We start from the raw sequence: 14,495 nt of genomic DNA, 5'->3' as shown, positions 1-14,495 counted from the left end.
GGTACAAAATAAGCCACGCTTTTTCCTAAAATTGCGTTGTGACCCCTGAACCCGCACCCACGGCCCGGCGTGGCGCTCGCCCGCGACCCGACGGCCGTCGGGCGCGTCTTGGTGAGCTTAAGCTGGCGTTCTTTGACACCGCGGGTGCCGGAGGTGCCCTGTTCCCCCTCGGGCTCGCATTCGGCCTGCTGGTCTCCCAGGCGGGCCTGGACTGGTGGTGGGCCACGATCTTTACCGCCGTCGTCTATGCGGGATCACTCGAGTTCATCCTGGTGGGGCTGGTGATGGTCGCCGCACCGCTCTCCACGATTGCCCTCACCTCCCTGGTGGTTAATGTGCGCCACGTCTTTTACGCACTCTCCTTCCCGATCCACCGGGTGCGCCCGGGCCTGGGCAAGCTGTACTCGGCATACGCGATGACCGATGAGGCCTATGCGATCACCACCGGCCGCCCCCGGGAGAACTGGTCCGGCACCCGGATCATCGGCATCCAGGTGTTCTGTCAGCTCTACTGGGTGCTCGGGGCGACCGTTGGCGCGCTGGCCGGGAACCGGCTGGAGCTCCATCTCCCCGGGCTGGAATTCACCCTCACCGCGCTGTTTGTGGTGCTGGCTATCGAGGCATATCGCGCCCGCCGCGACCTGCCCACCGCGGTCATCGCCCTGCTCTCGGGCCTGATCGGCATCGCGCTGTCCCCCGAACACATGCTGCCGATCGCGATGTCGCTGCTGACCACGGGCCTCCTGGTCCGGTTCTGGCTGCGCACACGCCGAGCGCGGCATACATCGAACGTGGATCACGGCGAGGAGGAACGATGATCGATCCCGGCTATCTGCTTGCCACCGTGCTGGTCGCCGGAGGCATTACGTTTGCCCTCCGCGCGGTCCCCCTGCTCGCGGTCACCCCGCTGAGGCGCAGTGCCGCCGTGCGATATCTCGCCGAGGAGCTGCCCGCGGGCATCATGATTGTGCTGGTGCTCTACTGCCTCCGAGACGTGGATTTCACCAGTCTCTCCCCCGCGCTCCCGACGCTTATCGCGCTGAACGTCACCATCGGGCTTCAGCTCTGGAAGCACAACGCACTGCTGAGCATTTTCGCGGGCACCGCGGTCAACGTCGTGCTGCTCTCGACGGTGTTTCCGGCCTAGCGGGTACGCCGGCGCCGCCGCGCTAGCGGCGTCCGCGCACCGGGATCCGCAGCAGCGACACCAGGGCGAGGACCCACAGCGCCGCACCACCACCGGCGATTTCGCCGGCCAGCATGACCCGGGTGTTGAGTCCGGCACCCAGCCCGGCCACACCGACCGCAAACGCGACGGCAAAGCCCAGGGTGCCCAGCACCATGAACAGCGTGCGCACCAGGCGCAGCCCCCGGGTACCCGATTCCACCGGACCCCGAGCGGGGCGAATGATGGTGCCAAACGCCAGCGTGCCCAGGGACAGCGCGAACCCACCAAACACGTCGCTCGGGCGATGCCAGCCAAACATCAGGAGCTGGGCGCTGATGGTCACCAGCAGCGGGGCGCTGAGCAGCATCACGATCCAGCGCCCGGTGGAGGGCAGCACCAGAATCAGGGCCATCACCAGGACCGACACCACGGCCGCATGCCCGCTGGGGAATGAGTTCCCTGGGTTTTCCAGATGGAATTCGGGACGCTCCAGGAACACGTTTTTCAGGGCCTTGGCCGAGAGCACGGCGATCCCGATGGCAAGCACCGTATGGATCGCCCCGCCGACGCCCGATCGCCAGAGCGCGATCAACGCGATCAACACCGCCAGGATTGCAATCGACTGCAGGCTCACCCAGTCCAGGGGCGGTGGAACGTTGCTGGAGAGGGTCGAGGCGCGCAGGAGTGCGTTTTCGGCGCGCTGTCCCACATCGTTCTGGACCCCGAGCAGATAGGTCGCGACAAACACGGCGAGGGCGATCACAAACACGATGATCGCGCGTCCGCGCGCACCAAGACGGGCGCGAGACGGGGACGGGTTGGGCGACATAGGGGGGAACTTTCTCAGCGGCCCGAGGGCCAGGGACGTGCGGGGAAGAATTCAACCCTATGACAGCATGCCTGGGAGTTTCGGGATCGCCCCGGGGTTTCAGATCCGCCCGGGGCGAACGTCGAAACTAGCGGGCGCTGTAGCCGCCGTCCACGAGGTGGGTGCTTCCGGTCACAAATCCCGCGGCATCACTGGCGAGGAAGGCGACCATCTGGGCGATCTCCTCGGCGGTGGCCAGACGCCCCATCGGGTGCAGCGCGACCAGGGCCGCGTAGCTCTCCGGCGTGGTGATGTTCTGAATCATCGGGGTGTGGACATACCCGGGGGCGACCGCGTTGACCCGGACACCGGTGCGCGCGTTTTCCAGCGCGGCGGACTTGGTCATGCCCACCACGCCGTGCTTGGCCGTCACATACGCCGAGGCGCCGGCCTGGCCAACCGTGCCGAGGATCGAGGCGAGGTTCACCACGGCGCCGCCGCCGTGTGCGGCCATCGCCGGGATCTGCGCACGCATTCCGGTGTAGAGCGAGTCGAGGTTGATGCTGATCACACGGTGCCAGTCCTCGGGGGTGTACTCGGTCAGCGGGGCCGACGGTCCCGAAATACCCGCGTTGTTGACGGCGATGCCCAGGGGCGCCATCGCCTCGGCCAGGCGGACCGATTCGGTTCCCCAGTCGGGGCTGGTCACGTCGGCAACAAACGTGGCCGCGGCGCCTCCGCGCGCGATAATCTCCTGATACACGGCCTCGACGGCAGCCTGGTCACGATCAACCAGCAGCACCGCTGTTCCGTTTGCCGCCAGGAGCTCCGCGACGGCGCGGCCGATTCCTGCACCCGCTCCGGACACGATTGCCGAACGGTTTGCCACATCATAGGTAGCCATGATTTCCTTCCCGGACCGGCGAACGTCTCGCCTGGCCCATCCGGAACCATACGCCTCGGTATGTACTCGTCAATGGGTGGCGCCGATTTCGCACGCTTCGCTGTCGCATTGCCGTCAGGGGAACTAAACATCCGCCAGATTCCGGGGTTTTCCCGCGTTCGCACCGAGCGAACGAGAAACGGAATGGGCGCGTTTTCGACTCCTCGCGCTACCGGAACGAGCGCTCAGGTTCCGGCGCACGCTCGATTGCCACGTTTTCGGTGCGGGCCAGCACCCGTGCCGCATACTCGCGGTGTGCGTGCTCAGGGGTGCAGTGGTCGGGCAGGCAGCGTCCCGAATCCAACAGCTCCAGCAACAGGTTGGCCGGGACCGCGCGGGGATCGGCCGCGGCGGTCGCGGTGATGGCCGAGACGGTCCAGTCGGCGGTGGCAGCCCCGGGCAGGTCCCGGACGATCAGGTCGCGTGCCTCGGGCTTGCCGATCACATGCTCGGGAACGATCGCGATCCCCATCCCCCGACCCACAAGCTCCAGCAGCGCGTGGACGTCATTCACGGTGCAGCGCACGCGCCGGTTGACGCCGTGCGCCGCCAGCACCTCATCATTCAGGGTGCGCACGCCCCAGGAGGGTGCAAAGTCGACAAAGTCCATGCCTGCAAGGTCTTCCCACCCCGGGGTCAGGATCGCCGAAAGCGGGTGGTTGGCGGCGTGCAGAATGACCAGGGTTTCCTGCCCCAGGACAACGCGCGGCAAGGCGCCCAGATGCTTGGTCGCTGCGACGAAGGCCACATCCACCGCCCCGCTGCGGACCTTGCCCACCAGGTCGTGGGAACCGGCCTGAACAAACTCGGTTTCCACCAGCGGATAGCGTCGGTGGAAGCGATCAAGCACCGCGGCAATGTCCACAAATCCGAGACACTGTTCGGCACCGATCCGCAGCGAACCCGACACCTGGTGCGAGGTCTGGATGACCGCATCTCGTGCACGGGCGGCCTGCTCAAGCATCAGCCGCGCGTGCGGGATGAGCGCGAGGCCCGCCTCGGTGGGTTCAACACGCCGAGACGTTCGATCAAAAAGCGGCGTCCCGAGCTCCTGTTCAAGGTTCCGAATCGAGGAGGACAGACCCGACTGGGAGATGCCGGATGCCTCGGCTGCCCGCGTAAAATGGCGTTCGTCGGCGAGGGCGACGAGGTGTTCCAGCTGCCGTAAATCCATGTATTAGTTCCACTTCTCAAAACCATCAGTATCAACTGTTGGACTTCTAGATTACCGCTCCCTAGGCTGGGGTCATGAGCATTCCTACCATTTCCCTGAATTCCGGACATTCGATTCCCCAGCTCGGCTTTGGTGTCTTCCTGGTACCGGCCGATGAGGCCGAGCAGGCCGTCACCGACGCGCTTGAGGTGGGCTACCGCCACATTGACACCGCCGCGATCTACCAGAACGAGGAGGGCGTGGGCGCCGCGATCGCCAAGAGCGGGATCCCCCGCGAAGAGCTCTTCATCACCACCAAGCTGTGGATCGACCACCAGGCCGGCGAGCTGCCTCACGAGGCGATCCGCACCAGCCTGGACAAGCTCGGCCTCGACTACGTCGACCTGTACCTGAGCCACTGGCCGGCCCCGAAGAACGACTCGTTTGTCAACGCCTGGTCCAAGATGATCGAGATCCGCGACGCCGGGCTCGCCCGTTCGATCGGTGTCTCCAACCACCTGCCCGAGCACCTGGACGCCCTGGTTGCCGCCACCGGCGAGGTGCCCGCGATCAACCAGATCGAGCTGCACCCGGCGTTCCAGCAGCGCGACGTGCTCGAGTGGGCCGCCGCCAACGGCACCCACATCGAGTCCTGGGGTCCCCTGGGTCAGGGCAAGTACCCGCTGTTCGAGATCCCCGCGGTCGCCCAGGCCGCCGAGGCTCACGGCGTCACCCCGGCACAGGCGGTCATCCGCTGGCACCTGCAGAAGGGCTTCATCGTCTTCCCGAAGTCCAGCCGCAAGGAGCGTATGGCCGAGAACTTCGACGTCTTCGGCTTCGAGCTGACCGACGCCGAGGTTGCCGCCATCGACGCCCTGGACCCGCTGGACCTCTCCGGCCGCGTGGGCCCGAGCCCGCTGGACGTCAACTAGGCACCCAGCACCTCGCTCAGAACCGTCGCCTCCCACGCGGGAGGCGACGGTTCTGTCTGGTGTGCGGCATGCAGGCCGCGGGCTTACTCAGCAGCGAGACGCCAGGCCGGCATCGGGGCTGGCCGTCTCGCGGAGGGCACGCGTGTACTCTCCCCCGAAGTCGACCCGAGTGCGGTTTTTGTATCGGCTGGCGATAGCGCTGGCGGACCCCGCCGCTCGCCCCGCGAGGCCCTATGAATTGCGTGAGCGCTGTGCGCGTCGATGCCCTCCCAGCAGGCCAGCTCCGAGCAGCAACGCGACTGCTCCAAGTGCCACTCCGAGAGGCACACCGGTCGCGCCAGTCTCGGGGAGGCCATTGCCCGGTTCGGCTCCGGGGTTGGTTCCGGGGTCAGCTCCGGGGTCGGTCCCAGGGTGGGTCCCGGGGTCGGCCCCGGGCTTAGGAACCAGGATCTCGGTTGAGCTCGTGCGATTCGAGGAAGCACCCACAGCAACAATGGTGTGCTTTCCGGCCGCCACCTCCGGAAGCGCGAACGTGAACACAGCAGAACCCGCCTCGTCGGCAACGACGCTCCCCAGCTCTATCGGATCAGAGTGCAGGGTGAGGTTAATGGTCTCATGAGGGACAAAACCCGTCAGATTGATCGTGAGCTTATCGCCGACCCCTGCGGTGGGCTTGCTAACAACAGCAGCGGCGGTTCGTGCCTTCACCGACAGAGTGACACCGTCAGACTCCGAAGCATCATGATTCTCGTCTCCCGAGTAGGTGGCGACGAGCTGGCTGGTGCCCGCGGTAAGGTTACTCAGCGGTAACGTCGCACGTCCATCGACCAGGGGTGCCGAGCCGACGGCCGTCGCACCGTTCCTGAGCGTCACGGTACCTCCGGGTACCGTTCCGTGGCTCGCGGTAACGGACACGGTCACCGATGCGCTGCCACCCTCAACGAGTGCAGCGGAGGCAACGGCGAGCGACGTGCCAGACGATGCCTTTCTTGTGGTGGCGGATGCTGTGGCGCTCAGCGCGACGGATACCGGGGACTGTACCGTCGCGGTGAACGGGAAGCTTCCCGCAGGCTGCACACCCAGGTTCAATGTTGCCGTTCCGGATGCGTCAACGGTCGCGGTGCCCAGTGAATCATGTGCGGAGTCGGCGAAGGCGATCGAACCGGTGATCGGGTATCCGTCGGCTCTCGTGAGTGTGGCCTTGGCCTCGGCCTGCTGCCCGTAGGAGACGGGTGAGGCGGTGGCGCTCAGGGTGACATTGGCGAGGACGGAGACGTTTCCGTTACCCGCGTTCGGAACGTAGAACGAACCACCCTGCTGCGGATCCAGCACGCCCCAGAAAGCGAGGTTTCCCACGGGGATTGTCCGGGCAACACCCGCATCGGCGGGCACCACAGAGACAAAGGACTTCGTCTCCGACGGGAAAACCTGTGTGACCACCAGAGCCGTACCATCCTTGAGCACGTCAACCGAGAGCGGGAGGAGTGTGTCAGCGTTCACGGTTCCGAGGGCTTCGCTGCGAATGATCGCGGCCGTCGCCCATCCGTTGTTGGAGGAGAACCACGACACGGCGTTGGTATCAGAGCTGGCGATAACGACCGCTCCGGTTCGCGGGTCCACGCCGATTCCCGTGGGGGTGTCGGTCACCGGGAAGGTGCCGATGACGGCCGCGGGGGTAGTCGCGGTATCGATCACGGTGACGAGCTTCGCATATTCGCTCGCGATGAAGAGGAGGTTGCGGTCGTTGTCGATCGCGCTCGTTGCCCCGGCCGTGGCGACAGACGACAGCGTCTGAACGACCTTGAGCTTATCGGCGCCGTCCGCGCGTCCAAGGATCGACACCGTGTCGCCGCTCACGTTGACGACGTAGGCGCGTCCATCCGCTCCCACCTCAACCTTTTGGGGGTTCCCCCCGACCTCGACGGTGGGAGGCAGCGAGGTCGCGGTGTAGGTGGCACCGGGATCAACCACGGAGACAAACCCATCCGTCGTGTTGTGGACGACGTACACGGTCCCTCCGACGGGCGAGACGGCCGCATCGAGCGCGTAGGTTTCACCATCCAGCGGAATGGTTGACGCCGTTCCATTCCTCAGGTTGAGAACGGAGAGGCTCGGGGTGTCATCCTTCTGGTCATCGGCCAGGTACAGTCGGTCACGGCTGGGATCCACCGCTCCGCCCTGCAGCCACGTTCCCGCGGTCGTCTGGGAATAGATGCTCGGCCGAGCAACTTCGGCGAGCGTGGATACGGTCGACGACGGCGTGGGTACCGCCGCCGCCCCGTCGGAGCTCAGGACGGTGCTGGCAACGGGAATCGTGATGAGCGCCACGGTGGCGACCGCCGCGAGTTGGAAGTTTGCACGGAAGTATGGCCGTGTCAGGGCAGGGGGCATGTGGGGGAATCTCATTCTGGTTAGTGCAGCGGGTATCCACAGCTATTCGTCGTCACAATACATTTCACAACAAAGTAGTGTGATTTTCGCGATCGTGCGGCTGGCCAAACACTAGCGGAACGCGGGCGTCAGCGCCACAGTTTCTTTATGCACCTCGGACCAACATCCATTGTGGGAACTTTTCGCCACCGAACGCGGCGGGGAAGCCCTCGCGACTAGGCCTGCAGAGGCCTCACCGCGGATACAACCGCCGTCACCCAATTCGGGTGGCGGCGGTTCGTGTATTCGCGCGCATCTAACCGTTCCGCCGAAACCAACGTCGGCGTCTGCTCGACCTACTCAGCCCCATCTGCCGGTTAAAGTCCGCCTGGGAGGCCTCAAATTTGCGCAGGTATTCCGTCCACTCGGCCTCGATCTGTTCTTGTCTATCATCAGGCTCCCACCTGCCGGTCTCTATCGTCCAAACCCACATATCTCGCATCGTTCACCTCCTTTCGATCAGGCTAGATCCGAATCCACCCAAATGACACACCGGTGCCACCTTACTCACCGGGGGTGCACGGGCGAACCGCGTGATCCCGCGAGGCTTTCCACAATTCCCAGCGCTTCGCCAAAGCACTGGAGGACAACCAGGTCACCGCCCGCGAAACAATTAGGAACCTCGCTCAGGACGGCGAGCACACCGACGGTCACACCTGAGACACGCACGGGTAGCGCAATAAGTGCCCCGCTCAGCAGTCCGAGCGGGACATGTCGTCCCCTTCGACGCTGCTCGTTCACATCCGATATCAGGAGCTGGTCGATTTCCGAGTCAACTAGCTGCCGCGAGGCCTGGGTCACGATGCTTCGGATAACAGCGCCGAGTTCAGTCGCACGCCGACGTCTGGACGCCGTCACTAAGACGGAAATCGCGCGCAGAATCTGTGTAACGGTAAATCCCAGCGATGCGGTGCCTCGCTCGCCGCTCGCGCGTCGATTCTCGAAGATCTTGTCTTCTCGTTGCGCGGACCAATGAGCGCGATAGTGGGCCATCGCACGCAGCGGAGAGGTTGAGGTTTCGTCATCCACTAACGCTAAGAAACCCGGTCCCGCGGGTGCCACGAAGCACAGGATCTGGGGAGAGATCCGCGAAGTCGCGGCATTGTGGACAACGCCCCAACCCCGATACCTCAACGATCATTGGTTGAGGTGATGGGTGAGCTTCCACCCCCGCACGCGCACCCGAAGCGGCCGAACCTTAGACCCGGTGGGGAGACACGGGGGTGTTCGTCAGGTTGCGGGTGAAGGACTGCCGGTTTGGTTCGGTGTCGTCCGCCGCAAGGCCGGCATCCGCGAGCATCCTGGCGGCCTCGGCGGGTATCTGCGTCAGCGTGCCGGAGCCATCGCGAGCGGAACGAGCCAGGCCCGTGAGCAGGGTGATCGCATCCCCGTTCGCGGTATGCACCTCGATGCGTGCACCGCGACCCAAGGCCACCAGGTACACGCGGGTCAGCTCCTTCAGGGCGTACACGCGCCGGGAGCCGCGGCGGCGCAGCACAATCTCCGCGGGGTGGATTTCGAGCGTGACGGTTTCCGTACCACGACCCACCCGGGCAAGCAGAACCAACCCAACAATGATCGGGGCCACCACGGCCAGGGCCACCGTAATCGGAACCATGATCGCTGCGGACAGGCCGAGTTCGAGTCGCAGATTCAGCGAGATCGGCACCAGCACGGCCGCTCCCGCCGTCAACACGACACCCAGCACCGTACGAGAGACCACTGTGGCCAGGGGCATCGGTACCACGTTGATCTCGCTCTGATATCCGCCGGCGGGGGCGGTGGTCTGTTCCCACATGGGGTCAATGTAGCAGGAGCGAGTCTCCCCGTGTCAGATTTCACCCCCGGCATCGCCCAAATCCCTACGAATACAGCCTTGCTGTACTATTTCACCATGACCGAATCTTCAGAGTGGGCCGAACGGCTTCGTCGATCGGTGGGCGATTTTGTCCGCGCAACCCGAGCATCCGCCGACACGCTGCCCGATGCCCAGGCCGCGACGCTGGGATATCTGGACCGCGAGGGTCCCGCGACGATCGCCGAGCTCGCCCGGAAACGCAACGTCCGCCACCAGAGCATGCGAGTGACGGTCGACGATCTAGAACGCGCCGAACTGGTGAACCGAACCCCGAACCCCGACGACAAACGCAGCCTGCTCATCACCATCACCGCCCCGGGCCGCACGGCCCTTGCCCAGGCGCGTGCGGGCCGAGCGTCCACGATCGATGCGGCGATCGCCGAAGAACTAACGGACGAGGAACGGCGCGACCTGCAGCGCCTCTCAAGCATCCTCAATCGACTTACCGCGGCGATCACCAGATAGCATCCACAGCCACTACGCGCCGACCGACGACACCGGACCCACGTCGAGACCCTCCCCCGGCGGCAGCATCAGGAACGGCACATCGGTCAGCCCCTCGGCTCCGATAAAGTTGGCGGTGGATCGCTGACCCAGCTCGCTCAACATCAGCTCATGGATCTGCACAACCCGGGTGGGGGCGACCGCCCGCACATATCCCACCGCGTCTCCGAGCTTGGTCCAGGGCCCGCTCGTGGGCAGTAGCAGCACCTCGACCGGAACCTCGGGCACAAGATAGGCATCGCCGGGATGGAAAACCGTGCCACCCACGAGGTATCCCACATTGTCGATCTGCGGGATATCGGGGTGAATCACCGCATGCCGGCCGGCAAAGACGCGCACATCGATGCCTCCCACGGCAAAGCTCTCCCCGTCGGAGACGGCGTGGACGGAACCGCCGGAGAGTCGCTCGGCGAGCGTCTGAGGCGCAAACACCCGCAGCTCGGGACGGGCGGTGAGCGCCGCTTTCAGCGTCTCCTCGTCCACATGGTCAAAATGGTCGTGGGTGATGAGGACCGCATCCACCGACTCCAGGAGGGCGGCAGCCTCGGGGGTGAAGGTCCCCGGATCAATCACCAGCGAGGCGGTATCGGTAGCCAGCACAACGCAGGCGTGGGCAAACTTCGTGAGAATCATGAGGAACTCCATTCGTACAGGTTAACTGTATAACATACCTGTAGAAATTCCCAGGGTGGCTCTGCCCGGCTTCTCGCTCCCGGAGCCGTCCCCGAATTTGCTAGCGCGCGGCACCCGTCGGACGGGGCACCATGACCGAGTCCTCGGGCGGCGAGCCCGCGCTCTTCTGGAGGACCGAGAGGTAGTCGGTGAGGAAATCGACGCGGGAAACCTCGTCGATTCGTGCCCGCTCATCCCCCTCATCCCAGGTTCCCTCCGGCGAGATCGTCAGGTACCACCAGTGCGGTTCGACGACGGCAATCCCGTGCGCAATCCAGAAACCCCCGGAAGGTGCGGTGCTCCGGTAAAACCCGAGGACGGGCGCGTTGTCGAGTGCACCCCGAACCACGCCCTGCGCGCTCCCCAGATCGATCGGGTGGGTCGGCCGCGCGGGCGGCCAGTTCCGCTGGGCTTTCAGGAACGGCAGGAAGCGGTCGTCCGGACGAACCGCCGAAATATCCGCGGTCCGGATCGCCGAGTAACCGTCGAGATAGGCTCCATCACGCAGCCGGGCGAGCAGGGTCCATTCCGCCGAGACGTCCAGCACGATACCGTCGAGGGGTTCTCCGGGTGTCCCCTCGTGCTGGATTCGCACGGGCACAGCCTCACGCCAACTTTGCTCGAGTCTCCGGGAAATCTTCGATGGTTTCTGCTGCGTGTTTTTCACACCCCATAGTGGCACGTGGCAGGCGGCAATTGCCACCTTGCACACGGCTCGCTAAACCGAGGCTGGATCCTCCGAGGGTTCGGATCCCCAGGCAGGCATGGGCCCGGCGACCGCGTGGACGGCGCGGCTGTAGTCATCGTCGAACTCCACCCGGGTGAGGTTTGTGAACAGGGCCTCTCGGGCACCGTCTTCCCAGGTGCAGTCCGGGTTGATCATCACGATCCACATTGCCCGAGCATCCCACTCCACCGGGGTCCCTAACCACACCGCACCGGGGCGACGCCACTCCTCGGCAAAAACGAAGACCGAAGCAATCCGTGCCACATCGGCGAGGATGGTCGCCGCGGAAGCCAGGTTGATCTCCCCGGCGGGAAGCGGTGGCGGCCACTCGCGGTGCTCACGCAAATAGGGAACAAAGGTGTCCCGAAGGCGGACTCGGCGAATGTCCTTTCGACGCAGAATGGCATAGCCATCGTAGAACCCCGCATCACGAATGCTCTGCAGCAGGATCCAGTCCTCCCCCAGGGCCAACACCAGACCCGTGCGAGTTTCCCCATCCGAGAAGCGGTCGACAATTTCAACCGGGATACATTCGGTCAGCGAGCGGCTCAGGCGACGCGCGATCTTTTTGCGCGAGTGGGAGGATTTAGGCACACCCCATCGTGGCATCCGCCGCAAGTCGACGCCACCCCGATCCGGGAGTGGCAAACGCCGCTCGCGGTGCAATGCAAAAACCCCGTCCGAAGACGGGGTTTTTACTGTGCTACTGCACCGGGGTGGATCTGAGGGGACTCGAACCCCTGACCCCCTGCATGCCATGCAGGTGCGCTACCAGCTGCGCCACAGACCCAGATTTCCTTGCCCGATCTCTCGCGCTTGGAACTCTTATACTCTACAACACCGCGGCACCGATCTCCCAATCGAGCACCCCTGAGACGACACCCAAACGACCCTCCGGCCCGAGATTCGGGGCGACGCGCCGCAGCCGCCGGCATCCGGGCTCGGGCGCGTCGTTTCGCGGATTCCAGCGGCAAGCGGCCGCCGCGGTTACCCCGCGCTACGCGGCGGCCCCTCCCCCACAAACACACATCGCGCGACATGCCGGTTGGGGCATATCGCGCGATGCGTGAGGTGAGAACGAGGACGTTTATCCCTCGGCAGGAACCGACGCCGCGGCGCGGGTCTCCGGCGCGGCCCACGCGGCCTTCTTCGGCTTCTGGAAGAAGAGCACAAACACGGCACCCACCAGGGCGATCGCCGCGGGCAGCAGCAGGGTCTGCGACATCGCGGTGGTGAACGGCTCGTGCAGGAACACCGGCAGCTCTCCCCCACCGATCTCGGACAGCCCCGAGGCTCCACCCGGAGCGGCGGGCATCTCTGCGGTCAGGCGGGCCTGAATCAGCGCGGCGATGCTGGCACTACCCAGCACCGCACCGATCTGACGGGTGGTGTTGAACACACCCGAACCGGCACCGGCCTTATGCGGGGGCAGGTTCCGGGTGGTCATATTGGATACCGGGCCCCACATGAAACCGTTGGCGAAACCGAGGAGCGCGCTTGGGAAGAGCATCATCCACAGCGGCTGATCCGGGGTCATCAGCAGCGAGTACCAGAGCAGCGAGACCGACAGGACGGTCAGACCAAATAGCGCAAACCACTTGGGGTTGACCCGGTCGATCATCTTGCCCACCACGGGTGCGAGACCCGCGGAGATCACGGCCATCGGCACGAGCATGAGCGCCGACTGGGTCGGGGTCAGCCCACGCACGGTCTGGTAGAAGAACACCAGCGGCAGAGACATGCAGGTGATGGTGAACCCGACGGTCGTGATGACCAGGTTACCCACCGAGAAGTTGCGGTCCTTGAACAGGTCCAGCGGCAGCAGCGGCTCGGACTTGGTGATCGCCTGCCAGCCCACAAAGGCTGCCAGCACCACGATGCCGGCGATAATCAGACCCCATACGCTGATCGGCCCCACGATGGTGCCCCAGTCATAGGTGCCACCCTCCTGGATACCAAACACCAGCAGGAACATACCCGCGGCACTCAGGAACACGCCCACCAGGTCGAAGCGGTGCGGGCTGGTGGCCAGCTGCGGCACGTTGCGCCACACCATGATGAAGCCGACGATACCCACCGGGACGTTGATGAAGAAGATCCACTCCCAGCCGACGCCGTCCACCAGGACGCCACCGAGGATCGGACCCACCAGGGTCGCCACACCGGCGGTGGCGCCCCAGAGGCCCATGGCCGCGCCGCGACGATCCGGCGGGAAGATGCGGGTGATGACGGCCATCGTCTGCGGCGTCATCAGCGCGGCACCGAGACCCTGCACGGTGCGGGCGATGATCAGGACCTCGACGCTGCCCGACAGGCCGCACCACAGCGAAGCCAGGGTGAAGATCGTCAGACCGATCAGGTAGAGGTTTTTCGGACCGAACCGGTCACCCAGGCGGCCGGTAATCAGCAGCGGAACGGCATAGGCCAGCAGGTAGGCGCTGGTCACCCAGATCACGGTGTTGATGTCGGTGTGCAGGCCGCGCATGATCGCGGGGTTTGCCACCGAAACGATGGTGGTATCAATCAGGATCATAAAGAACCCGATGACCAGCGACCACAGCGCCGGCCAGGGCCGCACGGCGGTAGCGGGAGGTGTTGACATGAGTGTCACTTTCTACTGAGGGGGATCAAAAATTTAGGGGGCCGGATAGAAGTTGCGAGTTTTGGCCGCGGTGGCGCTTGCACGCTCCTCGGGCGATCGGCAGTCTTCCCAGGGCAGTGCGCCGGAGTCGAGGCGGGCGAGCTGAGCTTCGACCCAGGAGATCTCGGCTTCGTACATGGTGAGCTGATAGGGCGCGTTGATCCAGTACATCTCGGGCACACGCAGACTTTCAACCATCGCAATATCGCCGCGGAGCTTGTCTACCCGGGCTCGCAGCTGCTCCACGCGCTCGGTCAGCAGCTCGCGCACCCGGGGTGCGGGCAGCACGTGCGCCTCGGAGAGCGCCTGCAGAACGCGAGGGCGCTCGGTCATCGGGGTGCGCAGCAGCTCGGCCACATCCACAAACAGTCGCTCGCGGCCGGGATCGGTGATCTCAAACAGGGTACGTTCGGGACGAGCACCCTCGCGTTCCACCTGTGCGGCGATCGCGTATCCCTTCTGCTCCAGCGCATAGACCGCGCGATACAGCGAGCCGGGGCTCACCTTCACCACGGTGTCTTCGCGACGCTGGGTGGCGATCTGATACATCTCGTACGGGTGCATCGGACGCTCCAGGAGCAACCCCAACGCCACGATCTCGATCGGTTTGAGTGTAACCTCGGCCACTATTTCCTCCAACAAAACTATTCCACATGGAA

At 64.9% G+C, this 14,495-nt stretch carries 14 protein-coding genes and 1 tRNA gene; 4 read left to right on the top strand and 11 right to left on the bottom strand.

Annotated elements, in window-relative coordinates:
• Positions 1–38: 38 nt before the first annotated feature.
• On the top strand, positions 39–818 hold the full coding sequence (locus tag M2390_RS05810; protein ID WP_259177584.1) for an AzlC family ABC transporter permease: 780 nt from the start codon (positions 39–41) through the stop codon (positions 816–818).
• On the top strand, positions 815–1,147 hold the full coding sequence (locus M2390_RS05805) for a branched-chain amino acid transporter permease (protein ID WP_259177583.1): 333 nt from the start codon (positions 815–817) through the stop codon (positions 1,145–1,147). The genes M2390_RS05810 and M2390_RS05805 overlap by 4 nt, the downstream gene beginning before the upstream one ends.
• Before the next feature lie 22 nt (positions 1,148–1,169).
• On the opposite strand, the gene M2390_RS05800 is transcribed toward M2390_RS05805, so the two are convergent.
• The 3 genes from M2390_RS05800 to M2390_RS05790 form a co-directional block, all read right to left on the bottom strand.
• Positions 1,170–1,997, bottom strand: coding sequence for a phosphatase PAP2 family protein (locus tag M2390_RS05800; RefSeq protein ID WP_259177582.1), 828 nt, complete (start codon positions 1,995–1,997; stop codon positions 1,170–1,172).
• Between the two features lie 127 nt (positions 1,998–2,124).
• Complete coding sequence (locus tag M2390_RS05795; RefSeq protein WP_259177581.1) at positions 2,125–2,880, bottom strand: SDR family NAD(P)-dependent oxidoreductase; 756 nt, start codon at positions 2,878–2,880, stop codon at positions 2,125–2,127.
• Between the two features lie 208 nt (positions 2,881–3,088).
• Positions 3,089–4,093, bottom strand: a complete 1,005-nt coding sequence (locus tag M2390_RS05790; RefSeq protein WP_259177580.1) for a LysR family transcriptional regulator — start codon at positions 4,091–4,093, stop codon at positions 3,089–3,091.
• Positions 4,094–4,167: 74 nt separating this feature from the next.
• Here M2390_RS05790 and M2390_RS05785 point away from each other — a divergent pair, with 74 nt between their 5' ends.
• Positions 4,168–5,004: an aldo/keto reductase gene (locus M2390_RS05785; protein WP_259177579.1), complete on the top strand. Its 837-nt coding sequence runs from the start codon at positions 4,168–4,170 to the stop codon at positions 5,002–5,004.
• A 231-nt stretch (positions 5,005–5,235) separates the two neighbouring features.
• Here M2390_RS05785 and M2390_RS05780 read toward each other — a convergent pair whose 3' ends face one another.
• Positions 5,236–7,395 carry an Ig-like domain repeat protein gene (locus M2390_RS05780; protein ID WP_259177578.1) on the bottom strand — a complete coding sequence of 720 codons (2,160 nt, stop codon included), beginning with the start codon at positions 7,393–7,395 and terminating at the stop codon, positions 5,236–5,238.
• 1,237 nt (positions 7,396–8,632) lie between these two features.
• Entirely contained in the window at positions 8,633–9,232 is a 600-nt protein-coding gene (locus tag M2390_RS05775; RefSeq protein WP_259177577.1) for a hypothetical protein, read from the bottom strand.
• A 96-nt stretch (positions 9,233–9,328) separates the two neighbouring features.
• On the opposite strand from M2390_RS05775, the gene M2390_RS05770 reads away from it, so the two are divergent.
• On the top strand, positions 9,329–9,757 hold the full coding sequence (locus M2390_RS05770) for a MarR family winged helix-turn-helix transcriptional regulator (protein ID WP_259177576.1): 429 nt from the start codon (positions 9,329–9,331) through the stop codon (positions 9,755–9,757).
• 12 nt (positions 9,758–9,769) lie between these two features.
• Here the strand turns inward: M2390_RS05770 and M2390_RS05765 are convergent, their stop codons facing one another.
• The 6 genes from M2390_RS05765 to M2390_RS05740 form a co-directional block, all read right to left on the bottom strand.
• On the bottom strand, positions 9,770–10,429 hold the full coding sequence (locus M2390_RS05765) for an MBL fold metallo-hydrolase (protein WP_259177575.1): 660 nt from the start codon (positions 10,427–10,429) through the stop codon (positions 9,770–9,772).
• Between the two features lie 100 nt (positions 10,430–10,529).
• Entirely contained in the window at positions 10,530–11,063 is a 534-nt protein-coding gene (locus tag M2390_RS05760) for a hypothetical protein (protein WP_259177574.1), read from the bottom strand.
• 123 nt (positions 11,064–11,186) lie between these two features.
• Positions 11,187–11,789, bottom strand: coding sequence for a hypothetical protein (locus M2390_RS05755; protein WP_259177573.1), 603 nt, complete (start codon positions 11,787–11,789; stop codon positions 11,187–11,189).
• Between the two features lie 123 nt (positions 11,790–11,912).
• Positions 11,913–11,985: transfer RNA gene (locus M2390_RS05750), tRNA-Ala, on the bottom strand.
• A 297-nt stretch (positions 11,986–12,282) separates the two neighbouring features.
• Positions 12,283–13,797 carry a DHA2 family efflux MFS transporter permease subunit gene (locus M2390_RS05745; RefSeq protein WP_259177572.1) on the bottom strand — a complete coding sequence of 505 codons (1,515 nt, stop codon included), beginning with the start codon at positions 13,795–13,797 and terminating at the stop codon, positions 12,283–12,285.
• A 33-nt stretch (positions 13,798–13,830) separates the two neighbouring features.
• Positions 13,831–14,463, bottom strand: coding sequence for a PadR family transcriptional regulator (locus M2390_RS05740; protein WP_259177571.1), 633 nt, complete (start codon positions 14,461–14,463; stop codon positions 13,831–13,833).
• Positions 14,464–14,495: the final 32 nt, after the last annotated feature.

This window comes from Mycetocola sp. BIGb0189, from assembly GCF_024810155.1.
GTDB classification, from domain to species: domain Bacteria; phylum Actinomycetota; class Actinomycetes; order Actinomycetales; family Microbacteriaceae; genus Mycetocola; species Mycetocola lacteus.
This window is presented reverse-complemented; position numbering and strand designations above follow the sequence as displayed.